Origin of the sequence: Pseudomonas sp. Bout1 (assembly GCF_034314165.1) — a bacterium.
Taxonomy (GTDB): Bacteria; Pseudomonadota; Gammaproteobacteria; order Pseudomonadales; family Pseudomonadaceae; genus Aquipseudomonas.
The window spans coordinates 1,617,514-1,636,636 of sequence record NZ_JAVIWK010000001.1 but is presented as its reverse complement, the minus strand read 5'-3'; the positions used below and the strand labels follow the sequence as shown (position 1 = coordinate 1,636,636).

At 61.6% G+C, this 19,123-nt stretch carries 17 protein-coding genes, 1 tRNA gene and 1 riboswitch; of the genes, 12 read left to right on the top strand and 6 right to left on the bottom strand.

Features of this window, described 5'->3' with window-relative positions; translation table 11 throughout:
- Positions 1-33 precede the first annotated feature (33 nt).
- Positions 34-1,146 carry an enoyl-CoA hydratase/isomerase family protein gene (locus RGV33_RS07480; RefSeq protein WP_322143724.1) on the top strand — a complete coding sequence of 371 codons (1,113 nt, stop codon included), beginning with the start codon at positions 34-36 and terminating at the stop codon, positions 1,144-1,146.
- Positions 1,147-1,152: 6 nt separating this feature from the next.
- On the opposite strand, the gene RGV33_RS07475 is transcribed toward RGV33_RS07480, so the two are convergent.
- Positions 1,153-1,509: a hypothetical protein gene (locus RGV33_RS07475; RefSeq protein ID WP_322143723.1), complete on the bottom strand. Its 357-nt coding sequence runs from the start codon at positions 1,507-1,509 to the stop codon at positions 1,153-1,155.
- A 302-nt stretch (positions 1,510-1,811) separates the two neighbouring features.
- A riboswitch (guanidine-I (ykkC/yxkD leader) is annotated at positions 1,812-1,912 on the top strand.
- A 62-nt stretch (positions 1,913-1,974) separates the two neighbouring features.
- Between RGV33_RS07475 and RGV33_RS07470 the strand changes: the two genes are divergently transcribed.
- The 10 genes from RGV33_RS07470 (at position 1,975) to RGV33_RS07425 (ending at position 12,300) form a co-directional block, all read left to right on the top strand.
- Positions 1,975-3,042, top strand: coding sequence for a putative urea ABC transporter substrate-binding protein (locus RGV33_RS07470; protein WP_322143722.1), 1,068 nt, complete (start codon positions 1,975-1,977; stop codon positions 3,040-3,042).
- Between the two features lie 12 nt (positions 3,043-3,054).
- A complete protein-coding gene (locus RGV33_RS07465; protein ID WP_322143721.1) occupies positions 3,055-3,870 on the top strand; it encodes an ABC transporter permease in 816 nt (271 codons plus the stop codon).
- Positions 3,867-4,631 (top strand): ABC transporter ATP-binding protein, encoded by a 765-nt coding sequence (locus tag RGV33_RS07460; protein WP_322143720.1) that lies wholly within the window; start codon positions 3,867-3,869, stop codon positions 4,629-4,631. The genes RGV33_RS07465 and RGV33_RS07460 overlap by 4 nt, the downstream gene beginning before the upstream one ends.
- Positions 4,628-5,353 (top strand): urea amidolyase associated protein UAAP1, encoded by a 726-nt coding sequence (locus RGV33_RS07455; protein ID WP_322143719.1) that lies wholly within the window; start codon positions 4,628-4,630, stop codon positions 5,351-5,353. The genes RGV33_RS07460 and RGV33_RS07455 overlap by 4 nt, the downstream gene beginning before the upstream one ends.
- A 9-nt stretch (positions 5,354-5,362) precedes the next feature.
- A complete protein-coding gene (locus RGV33_RS07450) occupies positions 5,363-5,995 on the top strand; it encodes an urea amidolyase associated protein UAAP2 (protein ID WP_322143718.1) in 633 nt (210 codons plus the stop codon).
- A 305-nt stretch (positions 5,996-6,300) separates the two neighbouring features.
- Positions 6,301-9,921: an urea carboxylase gene (uca, locus tag RGV33_RS07445; protein WP_322143717.1), complete on the top strand. Its 3,621-nt coding sequence runs from the start codon at positions 6,301-6,303 to the stop codon at positions 9,919-9,921.
- Between the two features lie 73 nt (positions 9,922-9,994).
- Positions 9,995-10,207, top strand: coding sequence for a cysteine-rich CWC family protein (locus RGV33_RS07440; protein ID WP_322143716.1), 213 nt, complete (start codon positions 9,995-9,997; stop codon positions 10,205-10,207).
- Positions 10,207-10,899, top strand: coding sequence for a pseudouridine synthase (locus RGV33_RS07435; protein ID WP_322143715.1), 693 nt, complete (start codon positions 10,207-10,209; stop codon positions 10,897-10,899). Before RGV33_RS07440 ends, RGV33_RS07435 begins: the two co-directional genes overlap by 1 nt.
- Before the next feature lie 305 nt (positions 10,900-11,204).
- Positions 11,205-12,089: an alpha/beta hydrolase gene (locus tag RGV33_RS07430; RefSeq protein ID WP_322143714.1), complete on the top strand. Its 885-nt coding sequence runs from the start codon at positions 11,205-11,207 to the stop codon at positions 12,087-12,089.
- A gap of 137 nt (positions 12,090-12,226) precedes the next feature.
- Positions 12,227-12,300 (top strand) — tRNA-Gly (locus RGV33_RS07425).
- Between the two features lie 87 nt (positions 12,301-12,387).
- Here RGV33_RS07425 and lysA read toward each other — a convergent pair.
- A complete protein-coding gene (gene lysA / locus RGV33_RS07420) occupies positions 12,388-13,626 on the bottom strand; it encodes a diaminopimelate decarboxylase (RefSeq protein WP_322143713.1) in 1,239 nt (412 codons plus the stop codon).
- 127 nt (positions 13,627-13,753) lie between these two features.
- On the opposite strand from lysA, the gene RGV33_RS07415 reads away from it, so the two are divergent.
- A complete protein-coding gene (locus tag RGV33_RS07415) occupies positions 13,754-14,680 on the top strand; it encodes a LysR family transcriptional regulator (protein WP_322148633.1) in 927 nt (308 codons plus the stop codon).
- 45 nt (positions 14,681-14,725) lie between these two features.
- Here RGV33_RS07415 and RGV33_RS07410 read toward each other — a convergent pair whose 3' ends face one another.
- The 4 genes from RGV33_RS07410 to RGV33_RS07395 all read right to left on the bottom strand — a co-directional run bounded on the left by RGV33_RS07410 (position 14,726) and on the right by RGV33_RS07395 (position 19,094).
- The gene (locus tag RGV33_RS07410) at positions 14,726-15,175 is read right to left on the bottom strand and encodes a GNAT family N-acetyltransferase (protein ID WP_322143712.1); all 450 of its coding nucleotides are present in this window, start codon (positions 15,173-15,175) and stop codon (positions 14,726-14,728) included.
- Positions 15,176-15,256: 81 nt separating this feature from the next.
- On the bottom strand, positions 15,257-15,385 hold the full coding sequence (locus tag RGV33_RS07405) for a DUF6124 family protein (RefSeq protein WP_322143711.1): 129 nt from the start codon (positions 15,383-15,385) through the stop codon (positions 15,257-15,259).
- Between the two features lie 1,355 nt (positions 15,386-16,740).
- Entirely contained in the window at positions 16,741-17,934 is a 1,194-nt protein-coding gene (locus RGV33_RS07400) for an MFS transporter (protein ID WP_322143710.1), read from the bottom strand.
- Complete coding sequence (locus RGV33_RS07395) at positions 17,931-19,094, bottom strand: MFS transporter (RefSeq protein ID WP_322143709.1); 1,164 nt, start codon at positions 19,092-19,094, stop codon at positions 17,931-17,933. Before RGV33_RS07395 ends, RGV33_RS07400 begins: the two co-directional genes overlap by 4 nt.
- Between the last annotated feature and the right edge of the window lie 29 nt (positions 19,095-19,123).

Genomic DNA, 19,123 nt, shown 5'->3' with positions numbered 1-19,123 from the left:
TACTCAACCTTCACTTTCTCGATTGAGGTCATGATGAACCTGCACTTCGAAGAACTGATTGGCACCGACGGCGCCCGCATCGGCGTCGCCAGCCTGGACGCGGAAAAATCCCTTAACGCCCTGTCGTTGCCAATGATCCTGGCCTTGGGCGAACGCCTGGATGCCTGGGCCAAAGACCCGCAAATCGTTTGTGTGCTGCTGCGCGGCAATGGCCCCAAGGCGTTTTGCGCCGGTGGCGAAGTGCGCAGCCTGGCCCAGGCCTGCCGTGCACATCCCGGCGAGGTTCCGGCGCTGGCCGCGCAATTTTTCGCCGCGGAGTACCGCCTCGACTACCGCCTGCACACCTACCCCAAACCGTTGATCTGCTGGGGCCACGGCTATGTGCTGGGCGGCGGCATGGGCTTGCTGCAAAGCGCCGCCGTGCGCATCGTCACCCCGAGCAGTCGCCTGGCCATGCCGGAAATCAGCATCGGCCTGTACCCGGATGTGGGTGCGAGCTGGTTCCTGTCGCGCCTGCCCGGCAAGTTGGGTGTGTTCCTCGGCCTGACTGGCGCCCACATGAATGGCCGCGATGCCCTGGACCTGGGCCTGGCCGACCGTTTCCTGCTGGATGAACAACAAGACGAACTGCTGGAAGGCCTGCTGCAACTGAACTGGCAGGAACAGACCGACATGCAGCTCAACAGCCTGCTCAAGGCCCTGGCCCAGGAGGCCACCGGCCAAATGCCCGAAGCCCAATGGCTACCGCGCCGGGCGCAGATCGACGAGTGGCTGGATGTGGGCGACGTGCGCTGCGCGTGGCGAGCCTTGAGCCAGTTGCGCGACCACACCGACCCGCTGTTCAGCCGCGCCGGCAAGACCCTGAGCGAAGGCTGCCCGCTGACCGCACACCTGGTGTGGGAGCAGATCCAGCGGGCGCGTCACCTGTCCCTGGCCCAGGTGTTCCAGATGGAGTACACCCTGAGCCTGAACTGCTGCCGCCACCCCGAATTCAGCGAAGGGGTGCGGGCGCGGTTGATCGACAAGGACCAACAGCCCCACTGGCATTGGCCGGACATCAACCTGATCCCTGAGGCGGTGGTGCAGGCGCACTTCCACAAGGTCTGGGAAGGGCGCCATCCGCTGGCAGATTTGTCCGACTACTGAAAGCCCTCAGCGGTGCCCGCCACCATGGCCTCCACCCTGATTGCCGCCCCCCTGGCCACGGCCACCGCCATTACCCCAGTGGCTGCCCCAACCCTGGTTGGAGTAAGGCCGGTAACCGGCTCGCGGTCCCGCAGGATAATACCGCGGCGCCGGCTGGTAATACCGCGGCGACGGGTAATAGCGTTGCGGCGGCGGGTAGTATCCCTGACGGTAGTGATAGTACGGGCCACCGCCGTAGTAATACGCCGGCGCAGGCGCCGTGTAGACCTCGGAACCGTAGTAGGCCTGGCCGCCACCGTAATAAGGCGCGCACGCAGAAAGGGTCAAGCCGAGCAAAGCGATGAGAAGCAGTCGACGATACATGGCGGCCTCCTGGACCGCGGAAGAGCACACCCAGCGACGCTGGGGGGCGGCAAACAGCTTTCACTGCCTGACGAAATATCTGACATCAAAATCGGAATCTGGTGCGATTCGGACATAGATTGATACATCTGCCGGTCGCCTCATTGCAGTGCAACCTCGCACCAGCACAACGCACGTTCCGCGCGCGCTGCGCTGTTCTTATCTCGCCAACCCGCGCCGTTACTGCGCCCATGCCACTTGGCACGACTCTCGCTTTACCTCCTCCGTGCAGGAGTCATCACAGGTTCGCGGCACCACAATTTGCAATGGCTGACTAGGGTTCCGGCTCGCTAAGGCGAGTGGCTGGTCCGAGAGTTGGCGACCTCCAGTTGAGGTTACACGGCGGGATAAAAGCCCGGGAGACAAGCCACCGTTTACGGTGCCGCGTTGCTCCTGCTCGCCCTATGATCAACTGGAGAAGCACCCATGCCCTCGATACGTTTACCCGCCCTGCTCGCCGCCGCCTTCGCCGCCGTGGTGAGCTTTTCCGCCCAAGCCGCCCCCAAAGACCATTTCAGCGTGTGCTGGACGATTTATGCCGGCTGGATGCCCTGGGAGTACGCCGGCAGCCAAGGCATCCTCGACAAGTGGGCCAAGAAGTACGGCATCAAGATCGACATGGTGCAGCTCAACGACTACGTCGAATCCATCAACCAGTACACCGCCGGCCAGTTCGACGGCTGCACCATGACCAACATGGACGCCCTGACCATCCCCGCCGCCGGTGGCGTGGACAGCACCGCACTGGTGGTCAGCGACTTCTCCAACGGCAACGATGGCGTGGTCATCAAGGGCGAAGGCAAGACCGTCGCCGACCTCAAGGGCATGAACGTCAACCTGGTGGAACTCTCCGTGTCCCACTACCTGCTGGCCCGCGCCCTGGAGTCGGCCGGCCTCACCGAAAAAGACCTGAAAGTGGTCAACACCTCCGACGCCGACATCGCCGCCGCCTTCAACACCGACCAGGTCAAGGCCGTCACCACCTGGAACCCGATGCTCTCGCAGGTCTTGGCCAAGCCCGGCGTCACCGAAGTGTTCGACTCCAGCAAAGTGCCCGGCGAAATCATGGACATGATGGTGGTCAACACCCAGACCCTCAAGGACAACCCCAAGCTGGGCAAAGCGTTGACCGGTGCCTGGTTTGAAGTGGTCGCGCTGATGAACGCAAAAACCGCCGCCAGCACCGAAGCGCTGGAACACATGGCCAAGGCCTCCGGCACCGACCTCAAGGGCTTCCAGTCGCAACTGAACACCACCAAGCTGTTCGCCACACCCAAGGAAGCCCTGGCCTTCGCCACCAGCGCACAGTTGCCGGCCACCATGGGCAAGGTCGCCGAGTTCTCCTTCCAGCACGGCCTGCTGGGTGAGGGTGCAAAAGACACCAACGCCGTGGGCATGAGCTTCGCCAACGGCGTGACCCACGGCGACACCGCCAACCTCAAGCTGCATTTCGACCCCAGCTACGTACAGATGGCCGCCGACGGCACGTTGTAAGAGGACCCGGCCATGCGCCTGATCAACCGTCACCCGGAACGCTCCAGCCGCTTGCTGTTGGTGCTGCTGCCTTTCGCGCTGCTGCTGTTCGCCTACTTTGTGGGCTCGGCCGAGCGCCTGGCAGACAACCCCAACGACAAGCTGCTGCCCAGCGCCGCACAAATGGGCGACGCGTTGAAGCGCCTGGCCTTCAGCGCCGACAGCCGCACCGGTGAATATGTACTGTGGCAAGACAGCGCGTCGAGCCTGCGTCGCCTGGCGATTGGCTTGGGCATCAGCGCCCTCGCCGGCCTGTGCCTGGGCATCGCGGCCGGCACCTTGCCGCTGTTCGGCGCGCCGCTGTCACCGTTGCTGACGGTGCTGTCGATGGTGCCACCGCTGGCTATCCTGCCGATCCTGTTCATCGTGTTCGGGCTGGGGGAGTTGTCGAAAGTGATGTTGATCGTGATCGGCATCACCCCGTGCCTGGCCCGCGACCTGGAACAGCGCGCACGGGAAATTCCCGTCGAGCTGCTGGTGAAAGCGCAGACCCTTGGCGCCTCCACCTGGACCCTGATGCTGCGCGTGGTGCTGCCGCAATTGCTGCCGCGCTTGCTGATCTCCCTGCGCCTGATGCTGGGCTCGGCGTGGCTGTTCCTGATTGCCGCCGAGGCCATCGCCTCCACCGACGGTTTGGGTTACCGGATTTTCCTGGTGCGCCGCTACCTCGCGATGGACGTGATCCTGCCCTACGTGGTGTGGATCACCCTGCTGGCCTGGCTGATGGACTGGGGCCTCAAGGCCCTGACCCGGCGTGCGTTCCCCTGGTATGAAGGAGCGCGGGCATGAGCTTTATCAGCGTCAACAATGTGTGGCAGCGCTATGGCGACCAGGTGGTGTTGGAGCGCCTTAACCTGCAGGTGGCCGAAGGCGAGTTCTGTACCTTGGTCGGCACTTCCGGTTGCGGCAAATCGACCTTCCTGCGCCTGCTGCTTGGCCAGGAAACCGCCAGCCAGGGCCAGATCCTGCTGGACGGTAAACCGCTGGCCGCCGAACCCGACGCCAGCCGTGGCGTGGTGTTCCAGCGCTACTCGGTGTTCCCGCACCTGACGGTGCTGAACAACGTTGCGCTGGGCCTTGAACTGCCGCGCTCACCGCTGCTCGGCCGGCTGTTTGGCAGCGCGAAAAAACAGGCGCGGGAACAGGCCGCAGCCCTGCTGCATAAAGTCGGTTTGGGGCACGCCCTGGACAAGTACCCGGCACAGCTCTCGGGCGGCATGCAGCAGCGGCTGGCGATCGCCCAGGCGCTGATCATGAAGCCGCGCGTGTTGCTGCTGGACGAACCCTTCGGCGCCCTCGACCCGGGCATTCGCAAAGACATGCACCTGCTGTTGCTGGAGCTGTGGCGCGAAACAAAACTGACGGTGTTCATGGTCACCCACGACCTGAGCGAAGGCTTCAGCCTCGGCACCCGCCTGCTGGTGTTCGACAAGGTGCGCCTCGACCCGCACGCCCCCGGCGCGTATGGCGCCCGCATCACCTACGACATCCCTTTGAACAGCGAGCGCCGCAAGGCGCTCGCCGCCGAACTTGGAGCCACTTCCAAATGACCGACTCAACCCAATTGTTCCCACCCTTCGCCGAAGAAATGCTCCCCGGCGGCGGCCACCGCTCCTTCGTGCTCAAGCGCGGCCAACTGCTGCGCCTGACCGACATTCGCGGCGGCGCCAACGTCAGCCTGACCCTGCTCAACGCCAATGAAAAAACCGAGCGCCTGAACCTGCCCGACAGCCTCAAATGCCAACACACCGCCAAGCTCACGACGGGCCATTGCCTGTACTCGGACATGGGGCGTGTGCTGGCCGCAATCACCGCTGATACCTGCGGCTGGAGCGACAGCATCGGCGGCGTGTTATGCGCCTCCGAGGTCGCCGAAAAATATGGCAAGGGCCGCTATCAAGAACTGCGCAACGGCTTCTATCGCAACGGCACCGACAACCTGCTGGTGGAATTGGGCAAGTGGGGCCTGGGGCTTTGCGACCTGCTGATGACCCTCAACCTGTTCAGCAAAATTACCGTGGATGACGCGGGCACGCTGCACTTCGCCAAGGGCAATTCGAAGGCCGGCGACTACATCGAACTCTACGCACCGATGGACACACTGGTGGTGCTCACCGCACTGCAACACCCCATGGACCCGAACCCCGAATACGCGCCGCAGCCGCTGAAACTCAGTTGGATGAACGCCGACAAAAGCGTCGCCGAACACTGCCGCACCTCGCGCCCGGAGAACGAGCGCGGCTTTATCAACACCGACCGTCTGTTCGCCTGAGGACCTGCCATGTCTATCGCACTCGCCAAACAACCCGACGCGGCCGTGTACCGCGCGACCATCCCCGCCGGCGAACCCTGGCTGATGGAAGTCAAGGCCGGCCAGACCCTGCGCATCCTCGACCTTGAGGGCAACCAGGCGGTCGACACGCTGTTCTACAGCCTGAAAAACCCCAAGGAACGCTACGACGTACAGCGCACCTTGCGCCGGCAAAACAGCGTGTACCTGAGCACCGGCAGCGTGCTGTATTCCAACCTCGGCCAGCCGATGCTGACCATCGTCGACGACACCTGCGGGCGTCACGACACCCTCGGCGGCGCCTGCGCCCAAGAGAGCAACACCGTGCGCTATGCCCTGGAAAAACGCTACATGCACAGCTGCCGAGACAACTACCTGCGGGCCTGTGCCCACGATGGCCGGCTGGGCAAAAGGGACATCGGGCCGAACATCAATTTTTTCATGAATGTGCCGGTGACGGCCGAGGGCGGGCTGACGTTTGAAGACGGTATTTCCGCCCCCGGCAAATACGTCGACCTGCGGGCCGAGATGGACGTGATCGTGCTGATCTCCAACTGCCCGCAGTTGAACAACCCGTGCAACGGCTACAACCCCACCCCTGCGGAGTTACTGGTATGGAACTGAAAATCAAGCGGTTGCGTCAGTGGTTGTTCACCCTGTGCCAGGCCCGGGCGGGGCAGTGCCTCCAAAAACGCTGAAGATCAACTGTGGAAGATGACCTGTGGGAGCTGGCTTGCCTGCGATAGCGGTGGGTCGGCCAACATATGGCGGGACTGACCCACCGCCATCGCGGGTAAGTCCGGCTCCCACAGTTGATCTCCATTGGTGTTGACATTTGCGCTCCGGACGACCGCAGCGCCACCCACATTTGCGGGACGGCCCGCATCCCAGGACAAGGCCGAGCAATCATCGGCCTGCGGGGTTTTGTCATGTTCGAAAAACTGTTGATCGCCAACCGTGGCGCCATCGCCTGCCGCATCCTGCGCACCTTGCGTGAGCTTTCGGTCAAGGGCGTGGCGGTGTATTCCGAAGCCGATGCCGCCAGCCTGCATATTCAGCAAGCCGACGAGGCTTATACCCTGGGCGAAGGTGCGGCGGCCGGTACCTATTTGTCGGTAGAGAAAATCCTCGCCGCCGCCAAGGCCAGTGGCGCCACGGCGATTCACCCCGGCTACGGTTTCCTTTCGGAAAACGCCGCCTTCGCCGAAGCCTGCGAAACCGCCGGCATCGCCTTCGTCGGCCCAACGCCGGAACAGCTGCGCGTGTTCGGCCTCAAGCACACCGCCCGAGCGTTGGCCAGGCAGCACAACATCCCGTTGCTGGAAGGCACCGAACTGCTCGACAGCCTCGACGCCGCACTGCTGGCCGGCAAAAGCGTGGGCTATCCGATCATGCTCAAAAGCACCGCCGGCGGTGGCGGCATCGGCATGCGCGTGTGCAACAGTGCCGATGAGTTGCGCGACTGTTTCGAGACAGTCAAACGCCTGGGTCAGAACAATTTCAGCGATGCCGGTGTGTTTATCGAGAAGTACATCCAGCACGCCCGGCATCTGGAAGTGCAGGTGTTTGGTGATGGGCATGGTGAAGTGATCGCCCTCGGTGTGCGCGACTGTTCGGTGCAGCGTCGCAACCAGAAAGTGCTTGAGGAAACCCCGGCACCGAACCTGCCCGACGGCATGGCTGATGAGCTTTGCAGCGCGGCAATCACCCTGGCCAAGGCGGTGAATTACCGCAGTGCCGGCACTGTGGAATTTATCTTTGATAGCGCCGATGGCCGCTTCTATTTTCTGGAAGTGAACACCCGGTTGCAGGTGGAGCACGGTGTCACTGAGCAAGTGTGGGGCGTGGACCTGGTGCGCTGGATGGTGCAACTGGCCGCCGGGGAGCTGCCGCCATTGAGCGCGCTGCAACTGAAGCCTCGCGGCCACGCGATTCAGGCGCGCTTGTATGCCGAAGATCCGGGCCGGGATTTCCAGCCGAGCCCGGGGCTTTTGACCTGTGTGGATTTCCCGGCCGCCGAAGGCCTGCGCATCGACACCTGGGTGGAGGCCGGTTGCGAGATTGCGCCCTACTTCGACCCGATGATCGCCAAGCTCATCACCTGGGCGCCGACCCGCGAACAGGCGCGGCTGGATCTGCATCAGGCGTTGACCGACAGCCAGCTGTATGGCGTCGAAACCAATCGCGATTACCTGCGGCAGATTCTGCTCGCCGCACCGTTCGCCAGTGGCAGGCCGTGGACGCGCTGCCTTGAAGATCTGGTGTATCGCGCAGATACATTTGAAGTACTGAGCGCCGGCACGCAAACCAGTGTTCAGGATTATCCCGGGCGCCTGGGTTACTGGGCCGTGGGCGTGCCGCCGTCGGGGCCGATGGACAGCCGCGCGTTGCGCCTGGGCAATCGCCTGCTGGGGAATGCCGAAGGCACTGCCGGGCTGGAAATCACCATGAGCGGGCCGCTGTTGCGCTTCAACTGTGCGGCGGTAGTGGCGGTGACCGGCGCAGACATTGCGCTGCGGTTGAATGATGAAGCGGTGCCGATGAACACCGCGCTGCTGGTTCCGGCGGGGGCTACCTTGAACCTTGGCACCATCGCCGGGGCCGGTGCCCGCAGCTACCTTTGCCTGCGTGGCGGGCTGCAGGTTCCGGATTATCTGGGCAGCAAAAGTACCTTCACCCTGGGACAGTTTGGTGGGCATGGCGGGCGGGCTTTGCGGGCCGGGGATGTGTTGCATTTACTGCCGCTTTCGGACGTTAGCGCGGGCCAACAACGGGTACCCGAGCCCCTTGCCGAGGTGCGAACACTGCGGGTGATCTATGGCCCCCACGGTGCGCCGCAATACTTCAAGCCTGAGTACATCGAGACGTTCTTTGCCACTCAGTGGGAAGTGCATTTCAATTCCAGCCGCACCGGTGTGAGGCTGATCGGGCCGAAGCCATTGTGGGCGCGTACGGACGGTGGTGAGGCAGGGTTGCATCCGTCCAACATCCACGACAATCCGTATGCGATTGGTGCGGTGGATTTTACCGGGGACATGCCGGTGATCCTCGGCCCCGACGGCCCGAGCCTGGGTGGGTTTGTGTGCCCGGTGACGGTGATCGAGGCGGACTTGTGGCAGTTGGGCCAGCTCAAGGCGGGCGACAAAATCCAGTTCACTCCCGTCGATCTACCCACCGCCCGTGACCTCGCCCTGAAATGGGATCACTGTAGGAGCAAGCTTGCTCGCGATTCAGGCACCTCGGTACATCCGGAACACCGCATTGATACCATCGCCGGCAAGCCGGGCTCCTACAGTTCACCTGTGGTCCTGGATATCGGCACACAGGACACCCGCCTCGTCGCCCGCCTGGCCGGCGACACTCACCTGCTCCTGGAAATCGGCGCCCCGCAACTCGACCTGGTGCTGCGTTTTCGCGCCCATGCCCTGATGCAAGCCTTCGACGCCCGAGCCCTGCACGGCGTCATCGACCTGACACCCGGCATCCGCTCCCTGCAAATCCACTACCAACCCGAACAACTGCCCCTCGCCGACCTCCTGGCGTTGATCACCACCGAATGGCACGCCGTCTGCGCCAGCCAAAACCTGCAAGTGCCTTCGCGCATCGTCCACCTGCCACTGTCCTGGGACGACCCGGCCTGCCAACTGGCCATCGAAAAATACATGACCACCGTGCGCAAGGACGCACCCTGGTGCCCGAGCAACCTGGAGTTCATCCGCCGCATCAACGACCTGGCCAACCTCGACGAAGTGCGCCACACCGTGTTCGATGCCAGCTATCTGGTGATGGGCCTGGGCGACGTCTACCTCGGCGCGCCTGTAGCCACGCCGCTCGACCCGCGCCACCGCCTGGTCACCACCAAGTACAACCCGGCACGCACCTGGACCGCGGAAAACTCCGTGGGCATCGGCGGCGCCTACCTGTGCGTCTACGGCATGGAAGGCCCCGGTGGTTATCAGTTTGTCGGGCGCACCTTGCAGATGTGGAACCGCTACCGAGAGGTGGCGGCATTCGACGGCAAACCGTGGTTGCTGCGCTTCTTCGACCAGATCCGCTTTTACCCGGTGAGCGCCGATGAGCTGGTGCAGATTCGCCGGGACTTCCCCCTTGGGCGGTTTGAACTGAACATTGAACACAGCCAGTTGAATCTGACGGATTACCAGGCCTTTCTCACCCGCGAAGCCGAGAGCATTGGCGCGTTTCGCGGGCAACAGCAACGCGCATTCAACGCCGAACGCGAACGCTGGATCGCCAGCGGCCAGGCGCATTTCGACAGCGAGGAACTTGCGGCGCCCTTGGGCGAAGACACGCCTTTGCAAGCCAATGAATACAGCATCGACAGCCACATCGCCGGCAATCTCTGGCAAGTGCAGGTGCGCGCTGGCGAACGCGTTGCTGCGGGTGATGTGCTGGTGATCCTGGAGTCGATGAAAATGGAAATCCCGGTACTCGCACCGTTCGCCGGCACCGTGCGGGAAATCCCGGTGCAACCGGGCAGCGGCATTGGCGCAGGCCAACGGGTGGTCGTGCTGGAGCGTGATTTGCAATAACGCGGCGGGGCTGTATCGTGCAAGGCACACCGGGTTTCACCGGGACTTTGTCCGATACAGCCTGAACCGACCGATGACCACGCCAACTCTCTGCCCCGCCTGCGGCGCCCGCAACGACTGCGCCCTGGCCGACCCGCGTACTGCCGACCAGGCGTGCTGGTGCTACAGCGTCAGCATCGACCCTGCGGTGCTCGAAGCCTTGCCGCCGCAACTGCGCAACAAAGCCTGCCTGTGCCCGCGCTGTGCCCAGGTGGACGAGCAACTGCGCGGCGCCGAGCCCGAGTAATGCGCGTAGACCGCTTCCTCAGCAACCTGCCCCGATTCAACCGCAAGCAAGTGCGCCTGTTGCTGGTGGAACGGCGGATTACCGTCGATGGCCAATTTGTGAGCGACCCGCATCACCCGGTGAGCGAGTTCAGCCGTGTGTTGCTGGATGACGAAGTGCTGCAAACCGGCAAACCCGCGCGTTACTTCATGCTGCACAAACCCCAGGGCTGCGTGAGCGCCACATCCGACCCGCAACACCCCACCGTGCTCGATCTGCTGGGTGAGCCGGACAAGCACGAGCTGCACATCGCCGGCCGCCTGGATTTCAACACCACCGGCCTGCTGCTGATCACCAACGACGGCCAGTGGTCGCGCCGCCTGACCCAGCCACAAACCAAATTACCCAAGGTCTACTACGTCGAGACCGAGCAGGAAATCGGCCCGCAATACGCGGCCACTTTCGCCGCCGGCCTGTACTTCGCGTTTGAAGACCTCACCACTCAGCCGGCCGAATTGGAACTATTGGGCCCCAGAACGGCGCGCCTGAGCATCATTGAAGGGCGTTATCACCAGGTGAAGCGCATGTTCGGGCACTTCGACAACAAAGTGATGCGCCTGCACCGCGAGCGCATGGGGCCGCTGGAATTGGACCCATCCCTTGCCCCAGGCCAATACCGGGCGCTGACGGACGCTGAAATCCGGCAGGTCTGATGACCGTTCAGCCGATGATGGCAAAAACCCACGCCCTCGACTGGCGAACTGGCCCCCATCCTGCTTGAATCAAACGAGCCAGCCGCATTCTGACTGGCGAGTCACCCCTACCTACAAGAAACACTTTGCCCGTCCGCATGTTTGACCTGCGGGCATCTCACGGCAAATTGCCCGCCATAACAACACCCGTCGGCCAGCCAGTATCGGATCGACATGGGCTCTCACTTCCAGGCGTATGCCTACCTGTCACAAAGCTCGTGCAGAGTGATCTGCGCGCATTACCCGCTTGCCAGGAGTCTTACGACATGAGGCCAGAAATCGCTGTGCTGGATATACAGGGTCAGTATCGGGTTTACACGGAGTTCTATCGCGCGGACGCAGCGGCCAAGACCATCATCCTGGTCAACGGCTCAATGGCCACCACCGCGTCTTTCGCACAGACCGTGAAAAGCCTGCACCCGCAATTCAACGTGGTGTTGTACGACCAGCCCTACGCCGGTCGCTCCAAAGCCCACAACCGCCACGAGCAGATGCTGACGAAAGAAGTCGAAGGCCAGATCCTCCTGGAACTCATCGACCACTTCGCCGCCGAACACGTACTGTCCTTCTCGTGGGGCGGCGCCGCGACCCTCGTCGCCCTCGCGCACCGCCCGCGCCGGGTGGAAAAGGCGGTGATCAGCTCGTTCTCCCCGGTGATCAACGCCCCCATGCGTGACTACCTGGAGCGCGGCGTCGACTACCTCGGCAGCCTCGACCGCGACCGCGTGGGCCACCTGGTCAACAGCACCATCGGCAAACACTTGCCGTCACTGTTCAAGCGCTTCAACCACAAGCACGTGAGCAGCCTGGCCGAGCATGAATACGGGCAGATGCACTTTCACATCAGCCACGTGCTGAACAGCGACCGGCTGTGCTACCTCAAGTCGGCGAAGCAGATTGATATACCGGTGCTGTTTTTGAACGGCGAATGGGACGAGTACACCAGCGCCCAGGATGCGAAGCTGTTTGGGCAGCATATTGCGAAAAGCAGCTTCGGGACGATCCAGGCGACCGGGCACTTTCTGGACATGGAGCACAAGGCCGCGTGCCGGGATAGCCGGGAAGCGTTAATGGGGTTTTTGCGGCCGGAGCAGCAGCCAAGTCGGTTGCGGTACCACGCGGCGCAGCCACAGCATGCGTTTGCCGTATGAGCGACGGGGTTGTGGGTGGGCTGGATTTCCCAGGGGATCCGCCTGCCCACGATCGACCGTTGGCACGTAAAACACAGAATTTTCGAAGAAAAACTTCAAATCCGCGAGCACATCTGGTACAAAGTCAGCCGCTCTGAGCGGGTATAGTTTAGTGGTAGAACGAAAGCTTCCCAAGCTTTAGATGAGGGTTCGATTCCCTCTACCCGCTCCACTCAGATATTGGTCTCACGTCAGGATGGTTATGACGGGGGATGTTAAAAAAACCGGTCCTTGGTGGCCGGTTTTTTTATGGGTAGCGTTAAAGCTCCAACTCCAGGGCCAGCAAGTCCGAGAGCGGTTGCCGGCGTCGAATCAATTTGGCGCGCCCCTGCTCGATCAGTACCTCCGGCAACAGCGGGCGGCTGTTGTAGTTGGATGACATGGCGGCGCCATACGCGCCGGTATCGTGTATCACCAACAAATCACCCACTTGCGCTTCCGGCAACATACGGGGTGTGACGCCCTGTTCGTCCTGCGTGAAAATATCGCCGGCCTCGCACAACGGGCCGCCCACTACGCACAGGTGCCCGGGGCGGCTGACCGGCATACCTTGGGCATCCAGCAATGTCATGTGGTGATAGGCGCCATAGAGGACTGGCCGCATCAGGTCATTGAAGCCGGCGTCCACCAGAATGAAATTCCTGCTGCCGACTTTTTTAACCGCGCGAACTTCGGTGACCAGATACCCAGACTCCGCGACCAGGAAGCGGCCCGGCTCGATTTCCATGCGTACCGGATGACCGAGCCAGGCCTCAATCGCCTGTTTGGCCTGGCGCCAGGTGCTCGCATAACTCTGGATATCCACCGGTTCATCTTCCCCACGATAAGGCGTGGCAAGCCCTCCGCCAATGGAAAACGCTTCGATATCGTGGTCAAGCGCCTTCACCACCGAGACCATCGCACTGCCCACTTGCTCAAGGTGCGCGTAATCCACACCGGAGCCGATATGCATATGCACGCCCACCAGCTTCAGCCCGAATTGGCGAATCACTTTGAGCGCTTCTTGCACTTGCTCATGCCAAATTCCGTGCTTGCTGTTTTCGCCACCGGTATTGGTCTTGCGGCTATGGCCATGACCAAACCCCGGATTGATCCGCAGCCACACGCGATGGCCGGGCGACAACTGGCCCAGTTGGCGCAACATATCAATTGAGCCGGTGTTCACTTCCAACTGCAGTTCCACGACACGGCGCAATGTCGCCTCATCGAATAAGTCACAGGTAAAAACAATGCCGGCCGGGTCACCGGCAGTGCTAAAGCCAGCCAGCAGAGCCCGCTCGATTTCACCCAGCGATACCGCATCGATCCGCACGCCTTGCTCGCGCATCAACCGAAGAATATGCAGGTTGGAGCACGCCTTCTGCGCATACCGAATAACGTCGAAACCCTGCAATTGATTGATGCGGGCCCGGATGGTCTCGGCCTCATAACACCAGAGCGGCGTGCCGTGCTGTTTTGCAGACTCGGTCAACGGCTGAAACACGGAATGGTTGAGCATGACGGTATTTCTTCTGAAATTGGGAGAGCAACCATCATGACCAGCGTTATTCATTCAATAAAATACCTATTCTTTGCCACTCGATTCAGTTTTGATATGGGCTTCGTTAAACGAGCGGGGATCAAGGATGGAGATATCCATACGGCATATCGAGGTGTTCCGGGCCATCATGCAGGCCGGCAGCGTCACGGGAGCGGCGCAGCTGCTTTTTACCTCGCAACCGACGGTCAGCCGGGAGCTGGCGCGACTGGAAACGCTTTCTGGCCTGCGACTCTTTGATCGCGCGGGAGGAAGGCTGGTGCCGACAGCCCAGGCGATCATGCTGTTCGAAGAGGTTGAACGCTCCTACATCGGCCTGGAACGAATCAACAGCGTTGCGCAGTCAATTCGTCGCTTTGAACATGGCCAGTTAAGCGTTACGTGCCTCCCACTGTTTTCCCAGACGCTTTTGCCCAAGGTCTACAAGCGCTTTCAGCAGCAGCATGTCGGCATAGCCTTGAGCATTGCGGCGCAGGAAACGCCCTTGCTGGAAGAGTCACTCAGCGCCCAGCGTTACGACCTCGGGTTAACCGAAGGCGAACATGCGCCTCAAGGTACCCAAGGGGAGCTGCTCTTTTGTTCCGACATGGTTTGCGTACTACCAGAGGGTGATCCTTTGCTGGCTAAACCGATGCTGACACTGGAAGACTTTCAGGGTGTGAATTTCATCAACCTGTCGGGCATGGACATCTATCGCCAAACCCTTGATGAGCACTTCCGCCGGGCCGGCGTCGACAGGCACATTGTGGTCGAAACAACCAACGCTGCGTCGGTGTGTGCCATGGTCAGGCAGCAACTGGGTGTGGCGATTATCAACCCGCTGACTGCAGTGGCGGAGGCCGGTAACGGGCTGGCCATTCGGCCGATCAACGTATCGATTCCCTATCGGGTCATGTTGATCAGGCCGGACTATCGACCGTCCTCAATCTTCGTCGATGCCTTCTGCAACGCGCTGATGGATGAGGCGGCGAGTCTGGCGAACAGTCTGGATTTGAGGTGGGAGCGTTCGAGCTAACGAATGACAAAGGAGACAGGACTCATGTACTGCGAACTAAAAGGATCACCGAACAAACTTGAAATAGACAAGCTCCGGATCACCCTCATCCAGATTCTCAATAACGCCACTGCGCAAGAATCCAGCCTTGGATATGAGTTGCTGTGAAGCGACGTTTGAGCTGTTCGTTGAGGTAAAAAGCTTGTTCGTCTTACACGCGAATTCAGCAGCAACAAACAGTATAAGAGCGATGCCTTTGCGCTGATGTGCAGGACAGACAACCACCAACGAAACAAAGCCATTCCCGAAAAAATCGTGGGTAAGTACGAGATAGCCAACAACGCAGCCAGCGTCCACCGCAACCAGGCATTGACCCTTCTCAACGGCCTCGCGAATAAGCTCGACGCGGCTGACATTCGATTTCGCGAAGGCGTCGAGCTCAACCAAGGCACTCACGTCTTCAAGCGTCGCCTCTCGGGTGAACGGGGCTGTTTTTGCTTCGCTGTTCCAGGTCATCGTTGCTGACTCCCAACACATCAAAAATCGGCGGCCCTTCCCTTGGTAGGTGCGGCCTGGAAGGGAAAGCCTTTTATAGAATCAAGAAACGCGATCCACTCGGTCCTGCACGGCTTCTACCAGAAAAAGCCCCAACTCAATCATTTGCTGAATCGCCAAGGCCAGACAGCGATGCTCGTCTGGCAGATTATCGGCAAATTCATTGGTCATTGCCCCCGCTCCCACATTAGAGCCGCGGCGCCCCCAAATCGGGATGCATTTCCTGTGGTAGCCGGGCTTGCCCGCGATGCAGGCGACGCGGTCTGCCAAGTACACCGCAGCGATCCCATCGCAGCCTCGCTAATGCTCGACAGCTCCCACAAGGAACTGAATTCACCATCCGAAAAGACGGCTATCTCTTGAGCACCACTCCCCGCTTCCACATTAGAGCCGCGGCGCCGCCAAATCGGGATGCAATCCCTGTGGGAGCCGGGCTTGCCCGCGATGCAGGCGACGCGGTCTGCCAGGTACACCGCAGCGATCCCATCGCAGCCTCGCTAATGCTCGACAGCTCCCACAAGGAACTGAATTCACCATCCGAAAAGACGGCTATCTCTCGAGCACCACTCCCCGCTTCCACATTAGAGCCGCGGCGCTCCCAAATCGGGATGCAATCCCTGTGGGAGCCGGGCTTGCCCGCGATGCAGGCGACGCGGTCTGCCAGGTACACCGCAGCGATCCCATCGCAGCCTCGCTAATGCTCGACAGCTCCCACAAGGAACTGAATTCACCATCCGAAAAGACGGCTATCTCTCGAGCACCACTCCCCGCTCCCACATTAGAGCCGCGGCGCCGCCAAATCGGGATGCAATCCCTGTGGGAGCCGGGCTTGCCCGCGATGCAGGCGACGCGGTCTGCCAGGTACACCGCAGCGATCCCATCGCAGCCTCGCTAATGCTCGACAGCTCCCACAAGGAACTGAATTTACCATCCGAAAAGACGGCTATCTCTCGAGCACCACTCCACATTAGAGCCGCGGCGCCGCCAAATCGGGATGCAATCCCTGTGGGAGCCGGGCTTGCCCGCGATGCAGGCGACGCGGTCTGCCAGGTACACCGCAGCGATCCCATCGCAGCCTCGCTAATGCTCGACAGCTCCCACAAGGAACTGAATTCACCATCCGAAAAGACGCCTATCTCTCGAGCACCACTCCCCGCTTCCACATTAGAGCCGCGGCGCCCCCAAATCGGGATGCAATCCCTGTGGAAGCCGGGCTTGCCCGCGATGCAGGCGACGCGGTCTGCCAGGTACACCGCAGCGATCCCATCGCAGCCTCGCTAATGCTCGACAGCTCCCACAAGGAACTGAATTCACCATCCGAAAAGACGGCTATCTCTCGAGCACCACTCCCCGCTTCCACATTAGAGCCGCGGCGCTCCCAAATCGGGATGCATTCCCTGTGGGAGCCGGGCTTGCCCGCGATGCAGGCGACGCGGTCTGCCAGGTACACCGCAGCGATCCCATCGCAGCCTCGCTAATGCTCGACAGCTCCCACAAGGAACTGAATTTACCATCCGAAAAGACGGCTATCTCTCGAGCACCACTCCCCGCTGCACCTCCCACGCCAACGGCAATGTCAGCAACAACATCCCCGCCAACACCATCACCGCCACCGGCACGCCCATCGAGTCCCCCAGCCCGCCAAACAGTACCGGCGCCAACGCGCCACCGCCGATGGTGCCGGTGTAGAACACCGCAAACGCCTGTTCCCGTTTACCTGCGCCCGCCAGGTCTGGCACCGCGCCGTAGAGCACCGAAGACGTGCCGTTCAACGCGAGCCCCAACACCGGCAACATCACCATCAACCCGGTCAACGGCAGGTACACCGCCGCCACGATCAACATCGCGGTGCTGGTCTCCGTCAGCCACACGGTTTTCATCATGCCGATGCGTGCGCCGAGGTAGCCGCAGAGCAATTTGCCGAAGGCACCACCGACAAACAGCATGGTCAGCGCTAGGCCAATGCCCGCAGTGCCAGCGCCTTTGGCTTGCAGCAGAAACGGCAAAAACGTGAGAAACCCCATGCGCACGGCACTGTCGAGAGTGCCGGTGACGATCAGCGCACGCAGGCCGCTGACAGAGCCGCTTCCTACCAGTGTCTTGGCAGTTTTGCCGGAAGCAGACGCTGGCGCTTGCGTGGGGATCAGCCACCACAGCAACCCCGCCGCCGCCAACCCCAACAGGCCCAAAAGCGTAACGCTCGCGCGCCAACTGATGACCGTCAGTAACAGTCCCACCAGCCCGGGAACCAGTGTCTTACCAATGTCCCCGGAAAAGTTGTATTGCGACAGCGCCTCCTTGACCCCGCCTCCGCCCTCATAGGTATCGGTGATCATCGAAGAAGCCAGTGGATGTTGGGTGCTCGCGCCCAACCCACCCAACAGCAGCGCCAGCAACAACATGCCCAACCCGGTCGCCTGCCCCACCAACAGATAGGCAATACCGGCAAGCGCCGTACCGCCCACCAGCATCGGTGCGCGCCCCCAGCGTTTGGCGGCGCGGCTGGCCATCAGCTGGAACACCGCCATCATCCCGGAATAGGCACCGCGCAGCAGGCCGATCTGGGCGTAGGTCATGCCGAACTGCGCTTGCCAGATCGGCAGCAGCACGTAGATCACATCGGTCAGGCCATCGTGAATCGCGTGGGCGCTGCAGCCTGCAATCAACGAGCGGCGACGGGCGGAAGTCTCGGGTACGGGCAAGGCAACGGCGTCGTTCATGAGGTCTTGCTCAGTTCAGGTTGGAGGGGCTTCCAGCCCACCAGGGCAATCAGCAAAGACAGTAGCTGGAAACCAATGATCAGCACCACACAGCCCACCCAACCCCAACGCCCCCAGATCAGCGCCGGGACGACGGCACCAAAGCTGCCGCCCAGGTAATAGCAGGTGAGGTACAAGCCTACGGCACCGGCTTTGTTGTGGCGGGCGGTGGCGGTGGTGAAGGCGCTGGCAGCGGCCTGGGCGAGAAAAACGCCGGTGGAGCTGAAGGCCAGGCCCCACACGATGCACCACAGGGATGGCAATAAGGTCAGCGCCGAGCCGCATACACCGAGCGCCGCGGCGGCGGTCAGCAGTTCGGATTGCGGGCGGGATTTGCTCAGGCGACCGGCGATGGGGATCACTACCAAAGCCAGCAAGAACACCATGTAAATGGTGCCTAGCGCCGCCGGGCCAAGGTCAAAGGGCGCTTGGCTGAGGTACAGGCCGGCGTAGGTAAACGTCGCCACTTGGGAGAACAGTACGCAAAATCCTACGGCGTAGGCAGCCAACAGCGGAGTGCCGAGCACATCGGCCCAAATGGTCGAAGCTCGCGCGACTCGGGGAGGATTGTCCGGCAGCAGAAACTGGATAAATCCGCCCACCATCAGGCTCAACACCGCCAACAGCTCAAAGGCTTCACGCCAGCCGACGTACTCGGTCATCACGCCGGTGACAAAACGCCCGGCAAACCCGCCGAGCACGGTGCCGGCCACGTACAGGCTGGTGACTTCGGTCACGGTGCCGCCGCGCCAGCGATCGCCGATGTAGGCCACGCTGGTGGCGAACACCACCGGTATCAGCATGCCTTCAATAAAGCGCCACACCAGCAGTTCGGCAAAGCTGGTGGCATAGGCGGTCATCAGCGCCGGCACGGCCAGCAACAGCGCGGCCACCGAGATCACCGTGCGCTGCCCAAAACGCCCGGTCAGGCGGCTGACAAAAGGTGCGGTCAGCGCCACGGCCAAGGTGGTGACGGTAATGCTCCAGCCCGCTGCGTTGGCGCTCACCTGAAAGCGGGTGGCAAAGGCCTGCAAAATGCTTTGGGTGGCGTAGAGGTTGAGAAACGCCGCGCAGCCACACAGGAACAGGGCAAGACGGGCACAATGCAGGCGCGGTTTCATGAAACCTCTCGTTTTATTATCAGAGGCCT